Annotated in this window: 25 protein-coding genes; 2 read left to right on the top strand and 23 right to left on the bottom strand. The window is 59.2% G+C overall.

The features are described 5' to 3' along the window. Position 1 precedes the first annotated feature (1 nt). A complete protein-coding gene (locus tag G3N98_RS00455; protein WP_206146773.1) occupies positions 2 to 220 on the bottom strand; it encodes a hypothetical protein in 219 nt (72 codons plus the stop codon). Beyond that, positions 221 to 1,630 (bottom strand): replicative DNA helicase, encoded by a 1,410-nt coding sequence (locus tag G3N98_RS00450; protein WP_346779044.1) that lies wholly within the window; start codon positions 1,628 to 1,630, stop codon positions 221 to 223. A gap of 304 nt (positions 1,631 to 1,934) precedes the next feature. Between G3N98_RS00450 and G3N98_RS00445 the strand changes: the two genes are divergently transcribed. Together G3N98_RS00445 and G3N98_RS00440 are read left to right on the top strand one after the other, a co-directional pair. After that, the gene (locus G3N98_RS00445) at positions 1,935 to 2,537 is read left to right on the top strand and encodes an N-acetyltransferase (protein ID WP_206146771.1); all 603 of its coding nucleotides are present in this window, start codon (positions 1,935 to 1,937) and stop codon (positions 2,535 to 2,537) included. Between the two features lie 613 nt (positions 2,538 to 3,150). Next, positions 3,151 to 3,795: a hypothetical protein gene (locus tag G3N98_RS00440; RefSeq protein WP_206146770.1), complete on the top strand. Its 645-nt coding sequence runs from the start codon at positions 3,151 to 3,153 to the stop codon at positions 3,793 to 3,795. Positions 3,796 to 4,050: 255 nt separating this feature from the next. On the opposite strand, the gene G3N98_RS00435 is transcribed toward G3N98_RS00440, so the two are convergent. The 21 genes from G3N98_RS00435 to G3N98_RS00335 all read right to left on the bottom strand — a co-directional run bounded on the left by G3N98_RS00435 (position 4,051) and on the right by G3N98_RS00335 (position 26,409). Beyond that, positions 4,051 to 4,932 (bottom strand): serine protease, encoded by an 882-nt coding sequence (locus tag G3N98_RS00435; protein ID WP_206146769.1) that lies wholly within the window; start codon positions 4,930 to 4,932, stop codon positions 4,051 to 4,053. Between the two features lie 70 nt (positions 4,933 to 5,002). Then, positions 5,003 to 8,260 (bottom strand): LPD1 domain-containing protein, encoded by a 3,258-nt coding sequence (locus G3N98_RS00430; RefSeq protein WP_241025640.1) that lies wholly within the window; start codon positions 8,258 to 8,260, stop codon positions 5,003 to 5,005. A gap of 137 nt (positions 8,261 to 8,397) precedes the next feature. Continuing rightward, the gene (locus tag G3N98_RS00425) at positions 8,398 to 8,757 is read right to left on the bottom strand and encodes a hypothetical protein (protein WP_206146767.1); all 360 of its coding nucleotides are present in this window, start codon (positions 8,755 to 8,757) and stop codon (positions 8,398 to 8,400) included. 2 nt (positions 8,758 to 8,759) lie between these two features. After that, positions 8,760 to 10,136: a hypothetical protein gene (locus G3N98_RS00420; RefSeq protein ID WP_206146766.1), complete on the bottom strand. Its 1,377-nt coding sequence runs from the start codon at positions 10,134 to 10,136 to the stop codon at positions 8,760 to 8,762. Positions 10,137 to 10,159: 23 nt separating this feature from the next. After that, positions 10,160 to 11,248: a M23 family peptidase gene (locus tag G3N98_RS00415; protein WP_241025639.1), complete on the bottom strand. Its 1,089-nt coding sequence runs from the start codon at positions 11,246 to 11,248 to the stop codon at positions 10,160 to 10,162. An 8-nt stretch (positions 11,249 to 11,256) separates the two neighbouring features. After that, complete coding sequence (locus tag G3N98_RS00410) at positions 11,257 to 12,393, bottom strand: hypothetical protein (RefSeq protein ID WP_206146764.1); 1,137 nt, start codon at positions 12,391 to 12,393, stop codon at positions 11,257 to 11,259. Beyond that, positions 12,390 to 13,514 (bottom strand): hypothetical protein, encoded by a 1,125-nt coding sequence (locus tag G3N98_RS00405; protein WP_241025638.1) that lies wholly within the window; start codon positions 13,512 to 13,514, stop codon positions 12,390 to 12,392. Before G3N98_RS00405 ends, G3N98_RS00410 begins: the two co-directional genes overlap by 4 nt. Continuing rightward, entirely contained in the window at positions 13,514 to 14,311 is a 798-nt protein-coding gene (locus G3N98_RS00400; RefSeq protein WP_206146763.1) for a hypothetical protein, read from the bottom strand. The genes G3N98_RS00405 and G3N98_RS00400 overlap by 1 nt, the downstream gene beginning before the upstream one ends. A gap of 1 nt (position 14,312) precedes the next feature. Next, positions 14,313 to 15,050, bottom strand: coding sequence for a hypothetical protein (locus tag G3N98_RS00395; RefSeq protein WP_241025637.1), 738 nt, complete (start codon positions 15,048 to 15,050; stop codon positions 14,313 to 14,315). Next, entirely contained in the window at positions 15,047 to 15,574 is a 528-nt protein-coding gene (locus G3N98_RS00390) for a hypothetical protein (RefSeq protein ID WP_206146762.1), read from the bottom strand. Before G3N98_RS00390 ends, G3N98_RS00395 begins: the two co-directional genes overlap by 4 nt. Positions 15,575 to 15,942: 368 nt before the next feature. Next, positions 15,943 to 21,120, bottom strand: coding sequence for a strawberry notch C-terminal domain-containing protein (locus G3N98_RS00385; RefSeq protein WP_206146761.1), 5,178 nt, complete (start codon positions 21,118 to 21,120; stop codon positions 15,943 to 15,945). A 247-nt stretch (positions 21,121 to 21,367) separates the two neighbouring features. Further along, positions 21,368 to 21,655 carry a hypothetical protein gene (locus G3N98_RS00380; protein ID WP_206146760.1) on the bottom strand — a complete coding sequence of 96 codons (288 nt, stop codon included), beginning with the start codon at positions 21,653 to 21,655 and terminating at the stop codon, positions 21,368 to 21,370. A gap of 50 nt (positions 21,656 to 21,705) precedes the next feature. After that, positions 21,706 to 22,413, bottom strand: a complete 708-nt coding sequence (locus G3N98_RS00375; protein WP_206146759.1) for a DUF5677 domain-containing protein — start codon at positions 22,411 to 22,413, stop codon at positions 21,706 to 21,708. An 18-nt stretch (positions 22,414 to 22,431) separates the two neighbouring features. After that, on the bottom strand, positions 22,432 to 22,902 hold the full coding sequence (locus G3N98_RS00370; RefSeq protein WP_206146758.1) for a hypothetical protein: 471 nt from the start codon (positions 22,900 to 22,902) through the stop codon (positions 22,432 to 22,434). A gap of 65 nt (positions 22,903 to 22,967) precedes the next feature. Further along, entirely contained in the window at positions 22,968 to 23,375 is a 408-nt protein-coding gene (locus G3N98_RS00365) for a GNAT family N-acetyltransferase (RefSeq protein WP_206146757.1), read from the bottom strand. Between the two features lie 29 nt (positions 23,376 to 23,404). Further along, positions 23,405 to 23,686, bottom strand: a complete 282-nt coding sequence (locus G3N98_RS00360) for a hypothetical protein (RefSeq protein WP_206146756.1) — start codon at positions 23,684 to 23,686, stop codon at positions 23,405 to 23,407. Positions 23,687 to 24,791: 1,105 nt separating this feature from the next. Further along, positions 24,792 to 25,166: a hypothetical protein gene (locus G3N98_RS00355; protein WP_206146755.1), complete on the bottom strand. Its 375-nt coding sequence runs from the start codon at positions 25,164 to 25,166 to the stop codon at positions 24,792 to 24,794. Between the two features lie 121 nt (positions 25,167 to 25,287). Next, positions 25,288 to 25,512, bottom strand: a complete 225-nt coding sequence (locus G3N98_RS00350; RefSeq protein ID WP_206146754.1) for a hypothetical protein — start codon at positions 25,510 to 25,512, stop codon at positions 25,288 to 25,290. A gap of 248 nt (positions 25,513 to 25,760) precedes the next feature. Continuing rightward, complete coding sequence (locus G3N98_RS00345; protein WP_206146753.1) at positions 25,761 to 25,967, bottom strand: hypothetical protein; 207 nt, start codon at positions 25,965 to 25,967, stop codon at positions 25,761 to 25,763. 23 nt (positions 25,968 to 25,990) lie between these two features. Then, positions 25,991 to 26,215, bottom strand: a complete 225-nt coding sequence (locus tag G3N98_RS00340; protein ID WP_206146752.1) for a hypothetical protein — start codon at positions 26,213 to 26,215, stop codon at positions 25,991 to 25,993. Between the two features lie 11 nt (positions 26,216 to 26,226). Continuing rightward, positions 26,227 to 26,409: a hypothetical protein gene (locus tag G3N98_RS00335; protein ID WP_206146751.1), complete on the bottom strand. Its 183-nt coding sequence runs from the start codon at positions 26,407 to 26,409 to the stop codon at positions 26,227 to 26,229. Between the last annotated feature and the right edge of the window lie 133 nt (positions 26,410 to 26,542).

The following is a 26,542-nucleotide window of genomic DNA, read 5'->3' as shown; positions in this document are numbered from 1 at the left end:
GTCACTGACCCGCTCGACCCAAGCCCGCGTCCTTGCCAGACGCTTCAAACGCATCCCATGCACGATTGAACACGGCGAAGAAGCACGCGAACAGCGCCAGCGCGATCCCGCCGGCAACGAAGTGATTCGTATTGCCTCGGAACATTGCGTAGAAGCCAAGTCCTGCGAGTATCGATGCGAAGATGAGGAGCAGAATCGCGCGCTGCTTGTGGGTTTTCATTCAAGATCCTCCGTATGCGGATTCGTACGAATAGGCGCCTTTCGGCATCGACGAAAAACGTTGATATTCGAGTTGGCAGTGCGCCGGAACCATCCCGAGCCCTGCGTCGCGGCCCTTGCCGATAATCAACTCGGCCATGCCCTTCTGCGGTGAATCCGGGTTATAAACCTCGTCCCGATAGATGAACAGGATCACGTCGGCATCAGCCTCGATCGCGCCGGACTCACGCAAATCCGACATCACCGGCCTCTTATCTGCCCGCTTCTCGAGCTCGCGATTGAGCTGCGACAGTGCAATGACGGGAACGTCAAATTCGGTTGCGATCTTCTTGAGCCCGCGCGAGATCGCGCCGATATCGTTGGTTCGATTGGCACCGGCAGAAGGGCCATCAGCATCCATCAATTGCAGGTAGTCGACGATGACATACCGAAGCTTCTGCTTCGTTCGTTGGATAAGCATCCGCAGCTTTGCGCGAAGCGACGCCGGAGTAAGGTAGGACTCTTGACTGATGTGAATGTTGGAGCGGCCGTAGCGCACGAAGGCGCCGTTGAGATTGGTCCAATCCTTTTCGTCGAATTCCGCGCGGACCAGACGGCGATACTCAACGTTTGCGATGTTGGACAGGATCCGCATGGTCAGCTGGACCTGCCCCATTTCCAGCGAAAATATCGCACCCATCGGACTCAGATCCGGTGACGGCTCCGGATTCACTCCCAGCGCATCGAGCGAGAGCTCGTCGACTGAAAGAATCGAAGCATGGGCTGCAATATTCAGTGCTTTCGCGGTCTTGCCCATGCTAGGCCGCCCCGCCAATATGATCAGTTGGCCACCATGCAGACCACCCAGACGATCATCGAGATCATGAATACCCGTCTTGATGCCGAGTACTTCGCCACTCTCGATCTTCTCCCAGCGCGCGACGACCGCACTGAGGCCATCGCTCGCCGACTTCAGCAGTGTTTCGTCGGTCTGTCGGTCTGCGAACTTCAGCGAGATTGCGTCAATCCGCTGCAGGACCTCGGCGGATCGTAGCTCGCCCCCCACTCGGGGAATTTCCTTCTGAACGAGCTGCAGCTCGGCGTGAATCGCTCGGGCGCGCGCCTTCTCGACGATGGCATCCGCGTAACTCTCGAGGTTTTCGATCGAATAGGAGACCACGATGGCCTGCTCGACCAGTTCGCGCGTCCTATCCGTAAAAGACTCTTTCGACTTTAACTGGGTGACAAGCGTGGCCTGATCAGCCTTGGTACCGCGATCGACGAGTTCGCCAAACGACTCGAAGACGAGCCGATACGCCGGCACAAAGAAATCCTCCGGCCGCACGCGCAGCGCGAGCGTGTCGAACGCGACTGCGCCCTGCTCTCCGAACAACGCAGCAACGACACACTCCTCGGCCTCGACAGCGGCCACCTCAGCGTCTTCCCTTCTCCGGTCCACGGCTCCATTCCCACGACGATTTGCCGTGGATTGTAGCATCACGATTCAAAATAATACATTTTTTTCAATCGTAACAGAGGGAATGTATTGTAATTTTCATAAAAACACACGTTCTATCGGATTCTAGCATCGACGAAAGGTGACAGCGCCGCCGCCACCCCGCCGGCAACTAGGCCCATACGTTTATATATATTTTTTTGATACCATTCCGATCATGATGCCGTGATATTTCCTGCTTTCCCCTATAATTTCGCACTTTCCAACCTCCATCGAGACGATGCAGCCTCTCCCTTCGCCAATCTCCGCACCCGGGCATCCCATTCCAATCGCGACCGAAGAAGTCATCATCGCCCTCGCTCAATTAGGCGAGGATCCGACCGTTGCCCATGCGGAATCGATGCGCTCACGCCTCGATGCCGCAACGATTCTCGAAGCCAACGACCGCGCTGCGGCCATTCGCTCCGCGATCCGCCTAGCGTCGGACGAATCTGGCGCAACACCTCCCGATGCCGGCAGCACGCTGACGTTCGAAGCAAACAAAGGCGGCGATACGCCGTGGAAGCTCGACACCCCCACCGACACGATCGCGCGCCTTACCGGCAATGACGGCAGAACACTTGCCTTAGTCTGGTGCAATCGCAGCGACACCTGCCTGCAGATCGAATATGCGGAGGTGCGCGAAGACGTGCGCCGTTGCGGTGTTTACCGTCGCCTGCTCGAGCGCCTGTCGTCGCAATACAACCTGTACTCGGACCTCGCCATCAACAACGCGGCCAAGAATGCCTACATCGCCCTCTGCGCGCTCGAAACGCGAGACGGCCGCATGCTGCTCCGCATGCGACACACCGCTTCTTGCGACATCAATTCCCCCGAGGCGTGACGGCTCGCGCTCTTCCCGAAATCAGTCCGCTTTTTTTCGTCATCGCAATTGAAAGTTGCGGCCCCGATCAGCCCCCTCACAGCGCCGCGCCCGCAGGGCGCAGCGCAAAAAGAGCGAAGCACGACAAAGAGCCTTTCGCCGTTCACGGAATCGCCTTTCAGCCGGAATCATGCACCTCCCTTTACCTGCTCCAGAGGTTCGACGTGCGAGAAGCCATGGTTGTAAAGCGCGCCCTCGGCGCGCGGCATTGCGAAGAAGAAGAAATAGACAAAGAGCCTGTACGGGGTTAGCGAGATCGACACCTGTGGCGATGCCTCAGCTGGTCGCTCACGGAACCGCGATTCACATACTCCTGACGAGCGCGAAGGGGTCTGCGCCTTCCGCCGCCAGCTCCACGACGAACCCGAGCCTGTTTCGGCCCCATCCGCATTACGTCTTTCATGAGACCGTTGTGACGGGGTTTGCGACGCCAACTGGCGCAGATTTTCGAAAAAGAAAAACAGAACAAAGAGTCGTTTCGATGTTAGTGAAATCGCTCTTTATTTGCCGTCCACGTCGCCGTAGACTTGGAACGTGGAATCACCTCATACAGATCGCATTACTTGACATCATCATGACCAACCTCTCGAAGCCAAACGCGGACGTGTACTCGGCAGATGCAGTGATTGAAGTCTTGGCTCGCAACGGCATGGACCCTTCAGCGGGTCAGGTGCAAGAGATCTGCACGCGCCTCAACGCCAATGCCTCCGCCAGCCACAATGCGGATGACACTGTTTTGACCGTGGCAAGGGAAGTCATCGACGAGCGACCCCGAATTGTGCTCAGGCGGGGGGCCAAGGGTAGCGATACCCTCCGTGACATCGCGATGCGATTCGATCAGAGCCCGTTCAACCCGCGTCAGCGAATCGTTACCGAAGGAGGACGGAATCTCGCGCTTCTCGAAGCGTCATCGACGCCAAACGGCGGTCTGCACGTGTCCGACATCAGAGCGGTGGAACCGGGGCAAGGAGATGGAACGCGCGCCCTCAAGATCGTCCTCGCCCTCGCAGACAAGCACTGCGAAGAGATCACCCTGACTGCGAAGGCCTACGATTCGGGCCGGGAGCGCCTGACCACCGACGACTTGCGCGACTGGTATGCGCGGCACGGATTCGTGGTCGAAGGAGGAGACGAGGTCGACGGCTTTGACATGGTCCGGCCGCCGCACCCGCAAGCCGAGCTCGATCTTGATTCGCCTGCAGAGGATCCGAATCCATAACAAGCCGACGAATCCACACATTGAGGGTGTTTGCGATACCGTAGGATGTGGCGCCACGGCGCGGTCTTGAAAAAAATGAAAATGAGAAAAAGAGCCTTGCTCGGTTTTCACGAGATCGATCATCAGTGGCCCCACAGACCTCGCTTTTGCATGAGGCCTTGCACGCCATGCTGATTTTGGCTCCCTTCAGCAAGTCAGATTTTCACGAAGCCTCTTTCAGGGAATGAGGCAGATGAAAGACAAACCCGCGACGGCTCATTTGTACACCGCACCGAACGGACGAAGCACGCTCCCAATGACGGCTGCCTGATTGTTCAATTCCCCCAGCGTCGTCGTCAACGATCCAAGCGTGCCCGCAGTCTGCCCGACCGATACCGGCATTCCCATCGCGTCATGGATTTTAGTCACGTACGAGGTATCAGTGTACGGTTCGAAACTCGTCGCGCAAACGCCAAAGACGGTCCCCGTCACTGCGTCAAACACCGGACCGCCGCTTGCCCCGCCATGGATGTGAATCGATGTTTGAAAGCATGGCCAAGTGATAACGCAGCTGTCGCGCCCGTTCGGGAAGTGATCGTCGATTCTGCCTTCGTAGTAGTGTGGTCGGAGTTCCATCTGTACGCGCGTTCCCCGTCGACGAACGCGTGAATCCGGGTGAGCGTAGGTGGCCACCGGAGTACCAATTTCCGGATCGTGGTCGCTCAAACGCAGGATTGGATTGCCGAGCGGCCCGCCGTGTTCATTCACGGCCGGGCGCAAACGACACAACGCGATATCTGATCGTGTATGTCGTTGCGCACGCACGATTGGACGCCAGTGGTACTCGTTGGTGCCGGGTATGATCTGGACACACCACAGCGGCGCGTCTAGGAGCTGCTCACTTTTATTGCTTGAGTCAGCTACGGAAACATCAACCACATGCCCAGCAGTTATGACGAGTCCATGCGCGACGAAGAAGCCAGTCCCAATGATCTGGCCGCTCCGCCCTCCGTCGATCTCACGAATGATCGGCAAAATCGCTCCGTTTGGATCGACTGGCACAACACCGTTCAAGGTCGCGGCGAACCGTGGCGACTGCGCGATGCCGTTCTCGCTGCCCCGCCTTTGCCGGTTTGCCCGGCGGCTTTCTTTGCTCATTATTTCCGTAGTGTCTGTGTGCTCGAAATACACGGGATCGATGGCGTCGATTCGACCCGAATCGCTCTGATCACGATGGTCCGCTCTCCACCGGATCCCTCATGGTTCGAAGCGACGTGCGCTTTTGAATTTCCGGATCGTCGAGCATGTGCAGCAGATCAGCCCGATGCGTTTCGAAGTAGTTATCGAGCGCCGCTGCTATCACGCGCCTCTCGATGCCACGTGGATAGCCCCAGTGCTCGGCCTTGACCCGATCATCGCGACCGTACACCAGATAGTCACTGCGTCGCCCTCGTTCTCTCGAAACGTTATCCTGTACCCACGTCTCGAACATGCGCGCGGACAACTCAACATCAGTCGACCAGTACGGCTTGCTTCGGAAATCGTCGTAGTAAAGCGCATCTCGGAAGTAGACGGAATCCTTCCGGTATTTGCCGGGCGTAAAACCATCACGGACATCGGTGAGCTTTTTCAGGATCCGCTCCTGTACCGAGATGGTAAAGTCCGCCCGAGTGACGATCGTGCTCGATCGCTGGCGCCAATCGGGCGATCCAAATGCCGCATCCATCGCTTCGGCGATACCTGCGACCAGCTTTTCGCCATCGTCGATTCGCCGAAGCGTCACACCGTCGAACCCGTCGACGTCGACCCAGTGCTTCTCCAGTTGAGCAAGCGCATACCCCTTGAAGGCGCCATCCCGGCGATCTTCCGGGAGGAGCTTATCGAGTGACGCAATCCAGTCCTGCAATCTCCGCTCGACGAATGCATCGATCGAAACGCGCTCGCTATGGACTTCAACACTCGAATGCTGCTGCAGTACCTCATTCAGCGGCATCGGAACGCTCTTGGCCAGCGTCAGCAAGCCTGCAAGATCCGATATCGCTTCAGGCATGTGCGAAGTTCGCACTACGCGTGCAGTGCGCGCCCTCGTGGCCAGTTCCGTCGCGAAGTGGCTCGCAGAAAGTCCCGAGGCGCGGGCCAGCCAGTCGTCGAATGCATGCCACCATTCGTGCGCGAGAAAACCAGCACCGTTGAGCCGAGTGAGGTTCATCACACGCCTGCCCGGTTCGTAGTGCGCAGCTGGCGCCTGCTTCCCCCCGCTGCCTCGAGAGCCAAACGCGACAGCGAGCTCCCCGCCAAGGCTCATCGCTCGTGGCGGCATACCCATCACCTCGGCCAAATCCATGAACGCGTCGTACGCGTGATTCAGCACCATCTGGCGCTCGTTCTGCGGCAACCACTTGCCATATTCGACACCGCGAAACCCGAATGCAGCCATGAACGCGGCTTCGTCCACTGCGGCATCCTCGCGATGATCCGGACCAACCCGTCGAATGTCATCGAGATGCGGGACGACCGGTTCAACGCGCTCGACCTTCCTCTGCGCGCCGTCCTCGTCGGACGAGGCCCGCCGCTCCTTGATTGCCCAGTTCCAGCCGCCGTCGGTCGACACTCGCGCCGCTTCCAGCTTGCGAACCAAAGCGTAGCCTGCACGTGCCCGCCCACTTGCTTCTTCGAAGACGACATTCGGCAACGCATCGGTGAATTTCTGGCCGGCTCCGTCAAAGAACCAGTGGTCAGAGTCCCAGAAATAGTACGTGGATTCACCGCTATAGAGACGCGTGCGATCGCTGCCATCGGCGTTGATCGGCCTCAACTCGATAGGCAAGTCCGACGCTTTGCGAATCTCAAAACACGCCCGGTGCAGATCGGCTTCTGTCTTGACCGTCGAGAGGCAGTCACGCACCAACTCGACAGCCTTGATGAAGCTGTCGCAGCGTTCATCGGTGAGTGGTTCGGCCGCCCGTCGCTCGAGCAAGATGCGCTTACGGTTACGGCCGCCGCGACAAGGAGTCGCGGGCAAGGCGTGACGAAATTCGCGTATGACAAATGCAACATGCGGCTCAACGCCGCTGTCACGCATCGCTGCCATATCCAGCTTGGGCCAAACGTTATCTTTCGTGACAATGTCAATGCGCTCCCGGGGCGACAGCGACGCCACTTCAGAACGCGCCAACGCGCGCTGCGCGTAGTCCTTTCGCGCACCGCCGATTTTCTCGCCCGCGTCTTCGCGCTTGGCCGCTGCCTGATTGGTCGGCATCACAGCCTGCATGACGCGCTGCATTCCGGCTCTGAAGCTCACCTCGGCGGTCAGCTCGTCGTGCCGACGCTGCGCGGCGTTGTACAGATTGGTCCGGAAGTCGTCGACGAACCTGAGAAAACCGGCTGGAAAGTGGTCCGCAAAGCGTGCTGTGCGCTGGCCACCATAAGCCGCAAGCGCCTCGACAGTAAAAAATCCCTGATGCGGCATGACCGGCGCGAGCGCCGCCTTCATGTCGGAAAAGATCTGTTCGAATCGCGCCTTCACATCCGCCGCAACGGGCAATGACGACCAGTTGGCCGAGTCGAGCAAATTGTCGGCGCGCAGCGACTCGTACGCGTCGACAACGCGCTGGACATGGGACAGAAAATCTCGGTTCCGCTGCACATTCGACGCGAGTCCAGCCTCGAGTTCCGGGAACTCCATCTCATTGAACTCGAGATACCGAGCGTCTTTCAGGACGATCATCCGCGCATCATCGGAGGCAAAGCCGAACGGGATACCGAACGGCACTTCGACCTGCTCGACGCCATCGTCCGTGCCGCCGTTCGCAGCCACAGCCGCTTCGCGCGTCGCGAAGCCGATGAAGGCGCTTTGCATAGATGGCGCACGAAGAGGCATGCCGTCGATGCCGATCGTTTGGCGCCGCACGGAGCGCTCGACATCTGCCACTGGATGGAATGCAAGCGCGCCCGATAACACGCCGTCGAACGCGATTCCTCGCGCATCTGCCGGCGGTAGATCACGATATTCGAGCAACTCGTGCAGCGAATGGTGGGAGCCCGCCCATTGCGCTGTCAGTTCGCGATCGCGCGACGTCGTGTAAAACACACCCGCCTCCGCGCCGTCGAGATTCTGCTGTTGCCGAATGAATGAACGCGCGAGTTCTTCGTCCGCGAACATGAAATCGTAGTGCTTCACGCTCGATACCGCGACCCGCTGAAAGTCAGTGTCCCGGAGCGCCGGGACGAAGCTCCGCAGGCGTTCACGATTGAATGGGATAGTCGGCGAATAGAAAAACAACGCTTCGCGCGCCTGAATTTGCGCCGCTTCGGCCTCCTCGACGGTAAGCCCCCTGCTCACCGCCATGCTGTACGCGCGCGTTTGGTTGACCTGAGTCTCGTTGGCACATAACGAGAATCCGGCTTGTCGAAGGACAGTGTTCAGGTCTCCTCGAACACCGCTGCGGTCTCGAAACAGCTCGCGATCGAGGATACTGAACTTCAACAAGTTCCGTCCTAATGACGGATTGAATGCCACACTCAATGCCGATCCGTAGGCCCTCAGATCCGGCCAAAGAATCGAGTCGTTACTCGACGTTGCCATGCTGCTTAACCCCGTGTTTGTCTTATTGGCGTTCTACATCACACGAAGACGCGTTCCCATTGTCCTCGTATCAACGGCACGTAGAGCGCAAGGGCGTCCACAGCTCCGAGCTCGTCAATGGTCTCGCCATTGTGAGCCCCGGCGATAAAGCGTCCCTCGCGCGTTATCGTCACTGCCAGATGTATCTGGTCTTTGCGACGATCCTTCAGTTGCAAATTGAGGCAATCGGAGCTGTCCAGTCGCTCGCTTGGCACAAGCACAAGCACCAGCCCCTCTTCATTGCCCATCGCTAAAACAACCCCGTCCATATCCCCCAAAGAAAATGGAAGGGGCCATTGGTTAACGACAGCGCCCCAAAAAACTCCACCCCTGCTTAGCGAATTTATTGTGTCGTACATGTCTATCCGGAAATCTCCGGCGCTGAATCAGCTGGGGCCTTGCCCGTCAGGCGCGCGACGAGCGCCTCGAGCAAGGCGATCATTGCGCGTGCCATCTCCCGCACTCGCTCACCGAGCGTCGCAGTGTATTCGCCTTCGTTGGCACCGAAGCCCGGAAGATCGCTGGTTTGCGTCTCGACCCCCTTCATGGCCTCGGTGACACGTGACCGCACCGTTTCATCGCTGTTGGCGAACTTCTCGCGCACGTCCTTCAGGTGCTTCTCGAACACATCCGACTCACGGCGATACGCGGCCACTGCAGCCGGATTGTCGCGCCACAGCGCGGTCATCTGCTCACGCAGCGGCGCGAGATCCGCGTCGTGACGCATCTGGGTGATGACTTCCGTCGGCGAAATCCCCCGCTTGTTGGCCTCCTTCGTCAAGCCGTCTTCCCACACCACGAATCCATCGATACCCCGCAGCCCGTCGGCCGCCGCCAATACGGCATTCGCCGACTTCTCGATCTGATCGCACTTCCACGTGCTGATCTTTTCGAGCCGCGCCAGTGCCGCAAGCGGCACACCGGCACTCAGCCCCGCGCTCGCCTGCGTGCCGACCACCTTCTCTGCGCCCGGCTGCGTGCTGAAACGTTGACGCAGATGGCGATGCGCGGACGTCATCGCGAGAAACGGTGCGGCGACCGCGCCGGCAATCCCCTGCCCGACGAGGTCCCCTACGGTCTGCGCGGCAGCAGGAACGGCGGCCGCACCGACTGCCGCCTGTCGCGCAGGAACTGCCACCGGCTCACCAGTCGCTTGCGCCGGTGCAACGGTGGGTTGAGCCGGTTCGGCCGGTGATGGGGTCGGATTCGAAAGGCCAGTGAGCAGATCCTTCAGGTCGTCGTCCGTGGCAAACCGATCAGCAGGTGCGCCTTTCATGATCGACTGCGCAACACGCGACGGCTTGAGGCTCACATCGCCCTTGGCGATCTTCCCCGACGCCAGCTGCGCCAGTGACGAAAGACCCTTTCCTTTCCGGGAACGCGAACCTGTTTCAGGCGCCGACACATCGTCGCCCGCCTCCTGTTCGGCCGTCGCTTTCTGTTGCTCCTCGTCCGGACGATCTTCGGGGGGCAGATTGCCGCCTTCAGCGACCCACGTATCCTCGGCCTTGTCGGCCGAAGCCTCCTCCGCCGCGCCGTCGGCTGCCGACGTCGCCCCCGCCGCTGATTCCGGAGCTGCCTCTGCAGCGTCTGCAGGCTTAGCCGAGCCGCCCGACAGCTCGCGCATCGGCTTGCCGCGCGTGCTCGCCTCCAGCACGTCTTCGCTGAGCGACAACAAACGCTCAGCGTCTTCGTCACCGGCTGGAGCTTGGGAGAGTGCCCCGAACTTAATTGTCATGTTGTGCTCCCTTCGAAAACTCATTAGTTGGCAATTTTGCGGTCGGTCATCGCGTTCGTCACGCGGCTATAAGCGGCCTGCACTTTGGGTGTCAGGTATCGATTTGTCTTGTAAGCAACGACCATCGACTGCATTGCCTCAATTCTCGCACGACGCTCGGAGATTTTTTGCTGCAGCCACATTCTTGCGGCTAGCATGCGCGAAATCTCCGCCATCAAACCTCGTTCGCTCCAGTCCGTGAGGTGTACCTCCCATTCGGTGTCTAGCGCGCGACGCAACATTTCAGCGTCGACAATCTGCGACTCGCTCATCCCGTCATACGTTTGGTACGGCGGCACATCGGGGAAGCCGTAACGCTCGCGGTCCGTCACCGTCGGTTGCGTTTTCTGCGCTTCGTAGATTTGCACGGCCGATGTCGGCACCGTTTCGCTGGCGGCCGCACCGCTGTCAGCGATCGGTGGCGGCGCCTGCCCGCCCGTGCCCTGCGTGACCGGTCCGGCCCCCGCCGCGAACGGGTACGTCTTGCACATGTATTCGAGCGCATTACGCAGGTAGTGACTGCGGGTCTTGTTCGTCCCGTCGTTCGTCTCCCGCAGCTTCGTACCCGCGTAGTCCGTGACGTACTCAAGGTGCAGGTGAATCGGCAAATCGTACCGATCCATATGGTTACCCGTTCCTCCCGCGACGCCGACGACATCTCCGACAGCAACCTGCGTGGTCCCGATTGCGGAACCGCTGCTTTCGCGAAAGCCGACTGCACCGCCGGACTTCAGCTTCGGCTCAACCGAAGCCAAGTGGTTGTACGTGACGATGTCACCGTTCGAACGTCGGAGCGCGACGCGATTCCCGTATCCGCTACCCCAGAATCCGGCGCCGATAATTGTTCCGTTGTCCACCGCAGTGAGCTGCGCGCCTTGGCTCGGATTGCTCGGGTTACGCGCCTGAAAATCGACGCCCCAGTGAATGCGCGGGGCCGAGTACTGCGCGAGCAAGCGCGTCTTGCCAAACGTACTCGTCACCATGTTCGTCGGGATGTTGACCGGGTCAGCCAAGCACTGCGCACCAGCTTGCCCCGACATAAAAGTCAGCGCCATCCCGAACAATACGGACAACCGAACGCTCATTGAGCCACCTTCGGCCGAGCCGCCGCGTTCTGCAGCGCCGCGTCACCCGTCGGCATATCGCTCGCATGCAGCGCCAGTCGCGCGGCCGCGATCGCTTCTTCGCGCTCCCCAGACTGGTAATTCAGGTACGTAACGTACAGATCCGTCGCAAGCATCTTCGAGAAGCTTACGAGCAAACCTCGCTGACTCTGCGAAGCCAGCGTCTGCGCCCATGCGTCGTAGTTCTCACCGCCCGAATACGTGCCGATCTTCGACGACAACGCGTCGAGCACGCTTTGCGTATCGGAGCCCGACCCGCCGCGCGAGGACGTCCATCCTTGAATGGTCTTCAGAGAGGACTGCGCAACCGATGCAACTGCATCTTTGTTGCGCTTCTGTTCCATGTACGCTTGCCCGGCAGGAAGCGCAGCCGTGTTTTTGTTCAGCGCGATATCAGGCGTTCCGAACATATTGTTCAGTAATGCAGATTTCGCATTGTCCGAATCCGACCCAACCTGAGCCGACGTGAAGAAATTCGCGCCGTCGACATCTTTGCCAGCCATCGCCCCCGGGGTCGAGCAAAGACCAGCTCGCGCCTCGTCGGCCGTACAGTAGGTCGATTTCGCCAACTGCATACGCTGAGCAACCACAGTCGACGGATCGGCCACAAATCGCCCGGGTGCAGAATCGAGCTCACGTACGACCTTTTCCTGCATGTCGTTTGCGGCCTCGCCTAATGCGATCGCGATGTTCTTGGATCGCTGCTCTTCGCCGCACGGGTCAAAACCCTGACCGGTCTGGGGACTATAGTCCGCGATCGCCTGCATGACCGCCTTGCGATTCGAGATCTCGACCGCGACGTTCGCGCTCGCCTGCTTCGCGCTCAGATTCATCTGCGACGATTTGTTCGACGTCGCACTGATCTGAGCGTTCAACACTCTGATCGAGCCCATAATGCGCTCGAGATTGAGCGCGCGTGCGACCGAAATGCCCTGCGCCATACCCTGTACCGCGATCGCGATCGACGATTGCGCTGCCGTCAGGCCTGCCTGCCATGCCGAGTCGACCACCGCCGGACACCCTGCCGCAACCGAAAATCCGGTGACCGACAGAAGCACCGTACTTACCACCGCCTTTTTGAACGTGCGATTCATTGCACCACCTTCGAGGACGATTGCGCCGCCAGCGCGCGCTCGGCCGCTGCCGCTGTCTTCGTGCCATTGATACGGTCGTTCTCGAGCGCCAGTTCAGCCGCCGCATTCGCTTCGCGACGCAACGACTGGCGGAACTCGCGCAAGCGGACCTTCAGCGTCAAGCCCTCCAGCTTGACGAGATCCACGACAATTCCGCGCTCGGCCTGAGATGCCTGATCCTGCGCCCACTTCTGTGCAGCGGGTGTACCGAAATACTGGCCGACTCGCTCACTCATGAACGAATCGAAGCCTTCCGCATCGGCCTGAATTGATTTGAGCGAGTACGCCGGAAAGGCCAGATACGCGTCCTTCTCCTTCTTCTGCATCACGTACGCTGCACCGGCGGGCGTGTTCCCCATTCCTGCCGGCATTGGCGCGTCCGGAAGCCCGATAATGCCGTTGATCGTCGCATTTTTCGCGGCAACCATGTTCGCGCTCGTATCCGTGCTGAAGATCAGCGACGCGTTCGAATCGCCCCCGGGAATTGCACCAACGCTGGAGCAGATTCCCGCATCGACATCGGACTGCGTGCAAAACAGCGATCGATGCAGCTGTTCACGCTGAGCCAGTACAGCCCCGGAACTGCCGTACTTCCCGCCACCGGCCTGCACTTCGTTCTGGACTCGGGCGGGAACGCTGGCGTTGACCTTAGCCTCTGCCCCTGCCATCTGCTTCGTGGCCGTCAGCTGCACGCATGGGTTGTAGCCCTGCGACGTATAGTCCTCGATCGCCTTGTCGATCATTTCCTTGTTAGCCAAATCGGTCGCAACCGATGCTGCGGCCTGCTCCGCTTGCAACACCGCGCTGTCGTGTTGATCGCCCGACATCTCGACCTGCTTCGTCGCAACCTTGAGCGCTCCAGTGATCGTGCTCGTCTGCACCGTGTCCAGCGCAATGATCTGGGCAGTGTTGGCCGTGATCTGCGCGACAATTGCTCCTGCCATCGCACTTGCCGCACTCGTCACGAGCGCCTCTGTTCCGCCGCACGACGCCCACGCCACGCCTGCGCCGATCACCATCAGCGCCCCAGCGGCGCCGGCCTTCTTGGCCCCGCCAACAATCTTTCGTTTCGTCTGCGCCATCATTCGCCCGCCGTTGCACTCTTCTGGGTCTCGTGCGCCGCACTGAAGCGCATGAAAGAGAAACGCGCCATCGACATCAACGCCTCCTGATCACGCCGCGCGGCCAAAGCTGCTACGCATGCCGGGGTTGAACACTTCCCGGACTGCGGCACCGGCCGAACTGGAGCGATACGCTTCGTGAAGTCGGTCATCGCTTCGGTTTGATCCCAGCCGTAGGTCTTCCCGGGTTGCAGATGGAGCGAGAAATCCTGATCTCCACCCTGCATCCCGTTCGCATTCAGGGTGCAGTACCCCAACTGCGCTTCGGATACGGTGCAGTAGTTCGTGGCATGACGGGCCGACCGCGCGCCGACCGATGCCGCAAACGGAAATTGCGTGACCTGCTTGGTTGCCCCCAACGCGCCAGCAATGCCGCCGGCACTACCCAGCCCGCTGTCCGAGAGCGTATAGATCCGCGCCAGCGCAGCGGCCGCACCCGTCGACGTCGCCTCGCTCGTGGCCCCCATCTGGGTCGCCATGCTGACCTGATAGCAGCCGTCAACGAGCTGACCCTTCTCGCCGTACTTGTCGATCGTCTGACGGACTTGGTCGCGGATATACAGGTCGATCGCGCTGGAAGAGAGTGCCTGCTGCGCCTGCAACGCCTGATTGTTTGCCTGCGCACCGCTCAGGCTGATCTGCGCAGTCAGAACCCCGAGGGCAGACGTTGAGCGCTGAAGCTCGTACAGCCACTGCACGAGCTGCGCGTGCGCTGCCAGCGGTACAACCAGCAGCGCAACCCCGAGACGCCACTTCATCTTAGTTGCCCCCGAAAATCTTCGAACCGAGTGACGACGTGCTCGACAGAGCGGAATTCGCTGCAGCAGCCACGGGAGCCGTCACCGCTGATGCGGCCGCCTGCGCGGTGCTTTGAGCCGTGGACGTGACCTGCGACGCGGTTGACCCGACCGTATTGTTCAAGGCGCCCGTGATGCCACTCAGCGGATCGATCGTCGTCGGCACGCCGGGCGGGGCGGAGTAGCTGGTGCCGTATGTCGTCAGAGCGACGCCAACAGTCTTACCGATCTGCTGATCGAGATATCCCGTGATGAACCCGGACCCGTTGTTGAGAATGCCGGCCGCGTAGTTGTACTTCCCGAGCAGATCCGAAAGCGAGTTGCGCGCTGCAGTGCAGGCAGCGTTGACCCCCATCTGCAAGGCTTGCTGAGCCAGCGATGTCAGGATCCCCATCGGATCAGGAATCAGTTTCGACAGATCGATGTTCGTGATCGCCCCAATGCAACTCGATACACCCCCGACCGTGAAGTACTTCGACGGATCAGGCTGCGTCATCCCGATCATCGTGATCCGGTTGTTCAACGCCGATTGCGCGGCAGTCGATACTGCGCAGTTGGTCGACGACGTGTTCGGGTCCGTCGATGACTGCTGCGCCATCACGGCAATACCTGTGGCGAGGGCCGCTCCCGCCCCCATGAAGAGCGCGTTCTTGCCGACCGAGCGGACGCGAAGAGAAGAGACGAGCTGACGCACTTTCATTGGAGGCCCGTGAGCGTGGTGATGACGAAGTCAACGTTTGCCGGGCTAAACCAGCGATCCAGCAGGCGCGTCTTGTTGAGCGCGCGGATCCGCTTCAGCGCGAGATCCGCGTTGACGTCATTGAGTTCGTTGCACTTGCAGTACTCGACCAGCTGCATGAAGAACTCATGCTGGCAACCCTGCAAGTACTCGACCGTGTACATCGCCTGCTCGATGGTCAGCCACGACAGGATCTGGATGAACGCAGGATTGTCCGCCGGAATCTTGTTTCGGAAATTCGTAACGATGTCGTCGAGCCGCTGCAATCGCGTCGTGACGTCGCCGGCAAGCGCGTCATTTTTCTCGGCAATCCGGTTGAGAACCCAGTGCTCGACCTTCCCGAGAAAGCCCATCTGGTAGAGGGTCATCCCGGTTTGATCCTTGGCGTTCATGTGCGCCGCGATCAGATCAGGATCCGACACGCGAAACAGTCTTTCGGGCTCGCCTCGGCCGCTGGCGCTCACCGCATTCGGATTCTCAGCCACGTTTTCCTCGCGTTTTTGCAGATTTCATTGTATTTTAGTCCAATAGGGACTAATAAAAAACATTTTCTTTTTTGGAACCTGCATGCAAGTGCTGTCTTGGCAACATAAGCGGCACCGAATAGTGCTCGCTCTCGCGAAGTTGGACGTTCAGATCGCGTCCCGCGCCGATGTGCTCGAGCAGACATGGGTCGAGAAGTACCGCCTGACGCCCCATGAAGTCGGCCAACCGTCGCTTACAACCACCCCGCCTGCGCTGCCGCAAGCTGCTCCTGCAGCCGCCTCACCCCCTGCGGCCGCCGCACCAACCACTCCTCCGAAACAGACCGTGCCCGACTACCTGCTATAGCAGTCGGGCACCCTGCAGGCCATCAGGCAGGCGCCAGCTCGTTTGCACTCGGGCGCCCCGTCATCTCACGAATGCGTGCCAGCTCCTCTCGCTCGCGCGTGAAAAACGACAATCCGTGGTGATCCATGAGGTAGCGGACCACCCCGAGCACGCCGTCATCCGGCAGTGTCGCAATCATCTTCCCGCCAGCCGATCGGAACGTGAGATGAAAGCGACACTCCGACTCCTTCCCGGCAATCGGCGTCAGCGCCTCGTCAAGGAAAATGTCGCCACCCCATTTTTTCGTGCCCGGCACCACGAGCTCCAGCCTGCCGGCACTGCCTTTACGAACCATCACGCCGAAGTCTTCGCGCCAGTCACCGCTCCTGTTGGTCGTGACCGGCCGATGCTCGGCAAATCGGGCTACCAACCCCGCATCGCGGATACGTTCGGGAATCGCGGCAAGCATCTTCTCGGACACATTCGCGTACACAAGGATGCCGTGTTGCCGCGCACCGCCCTCGTCGGTGTAGACGATCTTTCGGCCGATCCGCTCACGCAGGTTCAGCGACGTCGCCTCGAACAGGTTGCCGTCCAGCACCCGCGCGCGGCGCGTGACAACGCCGTTCTCTGCCGCATCAAATGCATCACGTGCTTCTTCATGCTCGGCAAACGGCGCCCACTCGAGATCGATACCGCTCGCGAACAGCGAGCTCGCAGTTTCGAGCCTGACTTCGTCGCTCCCCGGCCGCATCGTGTAAAACGCGTACTCGCTCAATCGCAGGTAGCCTTCGAGCTTGGACGGCACACCGACCCGAACAATCACAGTCGGAATCGGCACGCCCTCAAGGTCCTCCTGACGGTATACGGCACCGGGACGCAAATACTGAAGGTTCTCGTCAAGCCACGTCAGCTTGGCCGCAGTATTTTTCGTCTCGTTGGGCTCTTTATCGGATAGTGCAGCCTCGACTGTCTCGAAGCGCTTGGGCGTGTAACGCTTCAGGATCTCGTTGCGCTGCTCGCGCAAATACTTGCTGATGACTTCAACGTTGGGGACCCCTTCCGCGCACGCAAACGCGATCCGATTGTCAACCTCTGATGCCTTGAACGCCTTCAGCTCCTCCTCGTACTCGAGCTGGCTCAAGTAGACCGGCGAATTGAGCTGCGAACGCTCATTCGTCGACGCGTTGGATGCGCCCATGAAGGCACGGCGGTCGATACGCCGGGCGCGCCAGTCATGACATTGCACCTCCAGCGGATTGCGCCCCTCTGCCTTGAGCTGATCGACCTTCTCGTGGAATCGAGACTGGAGATCCTCATAGAGCGAGCGCTGGGCGTCTACGCGCAGCAAACAGATCCGGCCAGTCAGCACCTTGATGTAATAAAGCGGTGGCTTCTGGTACGAATCGCTGTCATCCTTCATCGCGATATCAAGGTGATCAGCGAGTTGCAGGTTCTCCTTCAACAACTCCTCGGCCACCATGTCTCCCACGACATTCAGCAGGTCCGGCACCTCCCGGATGATTTCCTTACTGTCGCGGTTCGCCACCGTACTGGCCGTCAATGACCGGTTCTTCGTGTTGAACATCATCGCCTGCCGATCGTCGGCCGGCAGTCCCGTCACCGGAATCTTGTACTTCGGTCGCTCGATCTGTCCGGTTCGATTGTGGCGACCATCCATTTGCCGCTCCGCCGTGATGTCCTGCTGCATCTCCCCTTTGATCATCACGCGCGGCCGAACATCCGCACCCACTGCCGGACTTGCCTGCAGCGAAATGCCCGTGCTGCCTGCACCGGTCAGCACGATCGCATCGAGATCCCCGTTGTTGAATTCACGCACCACGCGATTGACTCGCGTCTTGTCAGTCCGACCGGGCATCGGTTCGATCGACACCTTTCCGTTAGCAAGCGTCCGAGACCGCAAGTTCCGCCCCGAGATTTCCCCCAGCGTATAACCCCGCGCATCCAGCGCCTCACGCAAATAGTCGATCGGCGCCAACGGCAAGTCATCGGGCAGTGCGTCGATCAGTTGTTTAATCCGCGCTGCGGAATCATCGATTTCCTCGCTTGCCGCACGCGTCTTCGTCACATCGCCATAGCGGCCCACCGTCGTGATCCACATCAGCCTTTCAAGCGTCTTGTGCAAGTAGTCTCGGAAGTTGATCGGCTTATCGAGCGTCACGCCCGAGATATCTTTTTGCACACGCTCTTCGGAATCGTCGTACTCCGCACTGTTTTCCGAAAGGTAGTCAGCCAGCATCGACTCACCCGTACGCTGCAGGGCAATGATCGGCTTCTCATTTGCCTCGATGGCTTCGATCGCGAGATCGGCAATTTCCCGAGCCTTCATAGCGAGCAGCATCTGGCACACCAGTGCGTGCATGCGCGAAGCAAAGTTCACGCTGGTCGCGCCCATGCGCTGGCCTGCACGCTGCTCTTCGGGGATCGATTCCAACTGCTTGGCAAAATCCCGGTTCAGATTGCCGACGATCTTCCGGACGTCCCCGGAGATGTAGTTCATCGCGCTCAGGATCTCCGAAAGTTGATCGGCCACCTCTTCGTTGCGCTTCACGTACCGGGAGACGACGAACTCCTTCTCAATGCCGGTATTGTCGAGCTCGCGCGAGATCAAACACCCTTGCGCCGAGATCTCGTAATTCAGCGCCTCCTGCAACGAGATCGGATCGCTCAGCACTGCGTCCAGCAGCTCCTCAGGGTTGACACCCTCCGGCAAGATCCGCCGGTACAGCGAAAGATTCTTTGCCCCCTTGATCGGCGTGCCGGACGAGTAAACGATGTTCCCGCCCGTCACGTCCAGACCGTTGATCATTCCCGCAAGGTTCTCGCTGGTGTTGCTCGCGCCCGCGCCCTTGTGCGACTCGTCCAGAATCAGCGAGATCGGGTACGACGAGCACAGGGCTCGCATATAGCGTGACGTGAGATGCTTCTCTTGCGGACGAGACAGTTGAGAATACGTCAGCATAATCAGATCCGTTCCTTCCGGGAGCCGGCCCTCTTCAGCATGCTTGCGATAGTCCGGACGCTTCATCGAGCGGACAATCACATTACCGTCCGAGTCGACGGTCTTCGACTGATCGTTGACGATGAGCGGAGCCTGAAAGAGATGCCGACTATCGATCGACGCGATGTCGCGCTCGAGGAAGTCGGAGAAGAGGTTGTCCGTAATCGTCACGAACATCGGAATGCGCCCCTGCAGGCGTTCCCGGCGAGCGAACCCAGCGAGCACACGCCCCTTGCCCACGCCCATTTGATCCGCGAGCAGGAAGCCGAGCTTGCGGCTCGTAGCCGAGCAAATCATCGCGAGCGCATCGATCTGTTCCGGCGAGAAGTACTTCGGCAGGTCATTCACTGCGTAGTCGAGCTCGCGTGCGACATAGTCATCGATATCCCCGTGCTCGCCTTTAATTTGCGCCAGTGCTTCGTACACGGGCCCGGAAAGGTTCGCGGGAATCATGGTCGACGCCTCACCACTATTCGAGAACGCTACGTAGCGTTGCTGGAACTCAGATTCCTGACGCGCGTCATCCGGCTGCGCCGCCACTGCCGATCCAGTCTGCCCGTCCGTCGTCCCTTCTGCCACGCGCTGCGGGCCAGCGCCTTCGATTACCCCGTCGGCACCGGCTCCCGGCTGCGGCTCCCTCACGTCTACCGCTGAATCAACGCGCTCGAGCTGACGGCGCTGCTCCGGAGCACGAACTGAGAGAATTCCCTCCGCCCATGCACGAAGCCCTTCATACGACCTGATCACCGGCAGCGATTTCGGTTCTTCCGTTTGCTCCGGTACCGCTTTGCGATCGCCGATCACGTACATGCGAAGCGGATACCCAGCACCCTGCTTCTTATACAGCTCGCCACTCACGTCGACGATGCCGTCGATCTCGTAGTGGTCGTGCAGATACGCGATCAGATGCTTCGACGCCCCAATGATCTCGCCCGCCTTCATGACGTTGTCCGCGCCGGTAATAAAGACTGCTCGACCTTGGTCCTTCCGCGCGTGGAGCGACTTGAGCAGCAGGAAATGATCAAGACGCTGAACACTCATTGATCGGACTGCACTGTTGGCCGGCAAATCCACCGTCTCGCGCTGATCCATCGAGCCGAAAGGCGGGTTCGCGATGACAAAATCGAACCCATCCGGACGCGCAAACTGCCGACGGTAATCGATCTTCGTTGCGTCACCGAGCACAACCTGATCGGCAACCTCTTGCGCCGACTCAACTCGGGCCGGATCAATCTCAACGCCGCAAACCGTGGCCGCCATTCCACCAGCGCGTTGCGCGGCGACCAGCGAGACGAGACTGCCATTCCCGATCGTCGGATCAAGATACGCAGCCCCAACCGGCTCACCGCCGCATGTCAGCAAGGCCTGCGCCAGCGTACTCATTGGAATCGGTGTCGAATACTGCTGGTTGGCAATCGAGTTCGACGTGCGCTCCCTCAGCTCGGGCATTCCGTGATAGATGCGATCGGCGATATCGTAAGCGGCTAGTGGTGCGGCGCCACGAGCAAGGCCTGCTGCCACAACCTCCCGCGTGAACAGCGCCCCGACTTCGACCTCGATCGCTTCCTGATAATCGCGAGGCGTGAATCCGCCCTCGTTCGACAGAGCGATAAGGTTCTGAACATTCTCCCGACGCAGCGTGTCGCGTCGCAGCGTGATGCGTTGGACGAAACCCCGTGCGACTTTGCGCAGCTGGTCCCGAGTGCGCGCGCGAAGAAAGTCCTCGGGCGCTCCACTCGCCTCGGGGATCAAGCGTGACGCGCCGTCGACGCGGCGCACGACGTGTCGACCCAGCGCGGTCTCGAAGACCACTTCGCCCCGGTGATTGAGGCCGAGTGCGCGCTGCTGCGCGAACGCGGCCTTGGCGTTCAGCTGCGTTTTTTCGCGGAACTGCCTCTGGAAAATGCCGGTGATGGCCTCGCGCGCGCCACGCACGAAGCGAACGTTCTTTTGCCCGAAAGCTTCATGAAGCATCTCACGCGACACCGCCGTGTCGTCGCGAACATAGATGCCGGCGGCTTTCACCCCCGTCATCGGCCGGAAGCCAAGCTTGCGAATCGCCGCTTCATGGGCACCGCCCATGTCGACCATGGCTAGCGGAAGAGATTTCGATGGGTCGCTCGGGTGCTGCCACGAACCCATATACACGCCGATCGCAGAGAGATCGACCCACGTCACTTCAGCGCTCTTCGCGACCATGCCCCATTCCGTCCAATCGATAGCCAATGCTTCGATTATCAAGGCGCGATTGCGACGCAATCAAACACAAAATAGCGCTTTTTGGCGTTTTTTGTAGATACCGCACCAAATCGGATGCATTTTAATTTTTGTTTTTGATTCCGACTAAATACAGCATGGGTGGATTAGCCTGACATTGGCGTACCCGCCACCGGCCGGCACGCCGTTCAGTGTCGACGTCATCGACGCAACACCGAGGTGCGCGCCATTAGCGCTGCGGAGGCGGGTCGAAGGCTTGCCACGTGGGATGCTTTTCCGAGTAGTCGTACCAAACATAGGCGACCCCGAATTTCTCGAGTGCATTGCGTAGCGACATTCCAAGGGGAAATGCCAAGTCCTCGAATGCGACAACATTCTTGTGCAGAATGCCGTCACGCTCCTTCACGGACACCGTCCACGTCTGAGACGTCTCGCCCTCAATTGCCGGGCGGAATTTCCTCCAAAGCTCCTCATCTACCTCGATATCCAAACGATACGCTGATCCGGATGAGCTCATCTCACTATCCTTTCGGCTATTGCCGATAACATTTCGTCAAAGGTTTCCTGTTACAGCTTGCCCGCGAACCTCTCAACACCCGTTCTTAGACAAACGCCGAGCATATCCAACGTCTCGGTCAGCTGCATGTAGCTCGGCCCGAAGTCCAAATCGCCAAGCGACGACGGATTGAGCTCGTGATCCAGCGCCGTCAGAGTACAGTGAGCTGCGCCTAAGGAAAAACCACGAAAGAGTGTTTGATAGAGCTCGAGAAGATTGGCGTGTCGCGCGGCCTCGTATGCAGGCCAGTCACGAGGCTTCTCTGCTGCTTTCAACGTCAACGCCTCGATGCGCGCCCGATCTTCCGGCGTCACATGCAGCATGATCGAGGGCACGGAAAGTACCCCCCTCGCCTGCTTGATCCGCTCGAACATGTCGTGCTCAACAAAGCGCTCCAGCAACTCTGGGTTTTCGACCAACGCGACTGCATAGAATAGACTCTCGACTGCGCTACGAGCTTGCGTCAGCGCATCTGGCATCATGCCCCTTTCAGCGAGCAGAATCCCCGCTTGGCATGCACGAATGCAACGCATCCAACACGCGACGGCAAATAGAACTGACGGATGTTTGAAGCCAGCAGTCATCGCATTCAGTGACGCCAACGCCCGATCAGACCACGCTTCGCATGCGTCAAAGTCGGCCTTGAAGCGCTCGCGTGCGCGCGCTTGTTGGCTCGCCAACGTCGAGGACAAGAACCCCTTGGTACTGAAGTCATCCATTTTGAATCTCCTCCGGGCTCAAAGCAGCGCAGTGATGTCTTCAACACCTTCAACCGATAGCAGCGATGGTCGAACGTGGATCACATGACCATTCACATGCGCTTTGTACGAAGCTACACGGGAGACCACAGTGTATGGAATTTTGGCCGCCACCATGACTTTCCATGTGCTGTCGAACACGACAGCAACAAGGAAATCGAAATGCGCGCCGGATAGATTTCGAATAGGGCTGAGTTGCGTCGATCGATTCATCGAGGTAACGCGACGGCCCTTGATCTCATACCGAGCGCTTTGCCGATCAGTCGCATCAAATCCCTTCGACGACTTCCCCGCCAGCTTCAAACCCAACTTTGTCGCGACCAGCCATTCCGCATAATCCCCCGTCGGATTATTCCCTGATCGCGTGATCCCTCTGCGGCGCAACTCGTCGAGCAGCGCGCTATGCGCGGAGAGTAGTTCGGTAATCGAGGCCTCAGAGATATCGATCATCGCCGTTCCCACGCACAGGCACGCTATATTGCCTGCTGCCGCTGGAGCCGTTGCTGGAGCACGACTCAGTCGAGCAACCCGAACTGGCGCATTGTTTCGACATAGGTAGTTTGCGAGATCCCGCTTTCAACCGATCCCGCAAACCTCGGATCGTCACGCAGCGCGGACCAGAAGGCCGGGCCATCTCCTCGCTCGTTGACGGGAACGAGTCGTTGACCACACGCATCCACGATCCACTGCACGAGCGCTGACGCATATCCTCGGCGCCGAAAGAGCGCATCGACTTCGATGTGGTTGATCCACACATTTCGGCCCTCGACGACGCGCACCTTTGCTCGTCCCACGCGAGTACTTCCGTCTGCAAAGAAGAGTACTGCGAACTCGCCATCGTTCAGATCTTCAACTTCAACTGCAAATGCGATCGACCCAATCTTCGTGATCGGCTCGAACGTGTATCTCCCGGCTTTCATCATCGTCTTTCCCCGTTACCCTTGCTCTAAAATTAGGCGTTCTCGTCAAACTCAATGTCACCGTGTATACACACGGCGCCCTGCGCGTCAATCGACCAAAGCCGCGCCTTGTGCACATCAGACCGGACGGAATAGACCTGCGATGGGTCGTGCCAGCGGTAGCCGATCCGGTACTTGGTCCCGTGATACGAAGCTTCGAATTCCCCAATATTCCACTTCGCATTGGCCCCGAGCTCACGAAAGCCATAGACATCCAGAAATGCTTTCAGCTCAGCATCCCCTTTGATCGCCAAGAACCGCTCGCTGATTGTCACGGAATTCTCCTCGACATACTCTCGTACCAACGCGCGATTTCATCTCAGTAAAGTGCAATATCTCGCAGGTCAGTCTCGCCAGTCGTTGTAGCAATACCAGCCCTCTGCGCCTCCCGATGATTGCCGTTGACGGTATTCGTAAAGGGCCGGGCTTTTGGTAACCTTCCCGCCGTTGGTACACGTCAGAGTGACGGTAGCCGTTAGCCGCCCTCCCTTCTCCTCGCCGATATCATATGAGATGTTCACTGTCGCGCAATTCTCACGCACATACTTAAGGTCCGCTTCGAAGCGACGCTCAAAGTGCGCCATCAACTCGCCCCGAAGCCGGGACATCGTATGCTCTGTTCGCATTCTCTTCTTTCGCCTCTTACGCTGCCCGAAGCCCAATGTGCGCCCTGCCGGTCACGTGCACCGTGAGGTGGCCGGTGTAGGGACCTCGGTCGACTGATACCACTCTGTACATTTGGTTCGCGATCTTGAATTCATCATCGGGACGCACTCCACCGTGAACCACATGTCGTCCGAATGACGTTTCGCTGCCGTCCGAGTGAATATGGACAATACTTGCCTCGGGCCATTTTCGGCTCTCGCGGCTTACCAGAATGTAACAGCCGGAGAAACACAGAACCGCCAACATATATGCAGTCGGGTGCGCGGCCACGTATGCCACGGCCTGCTCAAGCATCTCTGTCATGTAATGGTCCTCACATTCCTTCATGAACAATCGTACCGCTCCGCATCGCGAGCCCCTGAGTCAATATCGGCTGATAGGCGCCGAACTTGATTTAGATAACAGCACCGCTACGGTACTACGTCAACGCCCTCAGTAGCTGCTCGATCATACGTGGGGGTAACCGCAATACCCCGTGCGCTTAGCTCGGCGGGCAATACGGCACGCATCATGTGGCGACGTACGGCGACCGGGATACGCTCGAGTGAGTACCCAGCCTCTTCCATCTTAGCGGGCCAGTTGTGTCGATAGGCCGTTCCGCACGCATCGTTGATTTCCTCCAGCGTCCGCTTGAGCGACTTTCCGGCTGCGGCCTCAATGTCAAGCCAGCGCCGAAAGAGTCCTTTTGAGAGTTGGTCGCGCATCGTTGCGTACCTATTCGACTACTACCTGTTTGGGGGTATGTTCCCCGAAGAAATCGGACGCAGATCCAAGCATGGTCCGCAGTAATTCAACGCTCTCTCGATCCCAAACCAAGAACCGACGCCTAGCATTGGCAACGTATTCAAATGGGCCATCTCGATAGCTCGATTCCGGCCATTCCACGGCACAGCCATCGACCACGTCGACCAGAGAATCTGGCACCGTTCGCACGCACACAAAGGAACTGGCGCGCCCATTGAAATGCGTCACTCCGCCTCGAACCGAGAGGGCGCCGACGTCGGTGCTCTCGGAATCGATGCAAGGCAGCTCCTGAAACAGGACAGGGGCCGGCAGTGAGCAAAAGTCGTCGAAGTTCACGACCTTCATGCTATCGAATCCTTCCGTTCTTGCAGTGGCTACACCACACCCCTTTGCTCGCGCTGGAAAGTGCTGGGTGCCCGCAATACGGACAGCGGACTATGATTGCTCCGAGATACATCGTAGATACCTATGCCTGCCGCAATACACTGATCGCCAGCGATTGATCCTCGATCGAATTGCCACGGACGATCACCGCCGTGCCATCGCTTAGTCCAAGCACGAGGTCGCCTCCGTCGAACAAGACCTTGCCGATCGTGCGGCCAACAAGCCCATCGGCCAGCTGGCGTACGCTGATATCGGCGGGACCGCCCTTGCCGTCTGGGTATCCCGAATCCGCAGTCAGTACCTTCAAGACATGCCTCCTGTGCGGCTAACCGGCTTTAGATTGATGCGCACGCTCCTCTTCGCTTTCGAAGATCCGCGCCCCTGTTGTTGCATGTTCAACCCACACGCGCCATCCGTTCTCTGCAACTTTCTCTGCGTCAGCTAGAGCGACTGCACGCGTGCGTGGATTGTCCGCAGCGTGAATCACTCGCGTGGCCATCGCAGGATTGCCGGCGACGTATTTCAGGTGCCAAATTTTCTTACTCAACTCCCCCCCTACTTCAGATCAATTGCACCAGCTTTCCATAGTTCGCGTGGATCGAGTTTCACATTCTCCGCCTCGTCCGCAATCGTGAGCAACGCACTTGCCAGTAACCGCAGATCAGCTGGTGAGATGTCATGACCACTCCCCAATGCCGAGTCGATAATTGCGAGCGGAGCACCATCTCGCGCTTGCGAGAGCCGATATTCGAGTCTCTTCACGTCGCGTCCTCCGATGTCTCGGCTTAACGCCGATTCTTCAGCACCGCTGCACGATACTGGGAACGCAACAACAGATCAGGGGTCGGTGCCAGAAGCTCCGACATAAACTGAAGCTCAACGCATGCACTGACGCCGTGCAGCGGCGTGGCCCGATTGAAAGCGGCGCGAGCGGCGTCGACTTGCGCCTTGTCGCCAGATGCGACAGCTCGGATAGCCGCGCGCTCAGCGTCAGTGAGGATCTCGGTCATCGGTCATCGTCCTAGCTGTTGTTGACCCAATCTTGGGCCGTCATCGCAGCGCTTTCGCCAGCATCGAACTCCCTGCGAAACCACTCCTCGTTGTCATACGGAATGTGCTTCGCTTCGAGCAGCGGAACGCCAAGGCCAACAAACGCCCTCGCTACTTCTGCAGCCCAATCGTCAAATCCTCGTGATGTCGCCATAGCTCTTTTCCATTCCGCGCGGTGTCGCTACAAATTCACGGCAGCGCCTTACTCAAGCATGTCCATCTCAGCGTGAACGTCAGACCACGGTGATCGGGATGTCCCAGCCGACGAATGTTGCTCTGCCGGGCGC

Source organism: Burkholderia sp. Tr-20390 (assembly GCF_017104595.1).
Taxonomy (GTDB): Bacteria; Pseudomonadota; Gammaproteobacteria; order Burkholderiales; family Burkholderiaceae; genus Burkholderia.
Note: the sequence above shows the minus strand (reverse complement) of the source record. Positions and strands in the feature narration are given on the sequence as shown.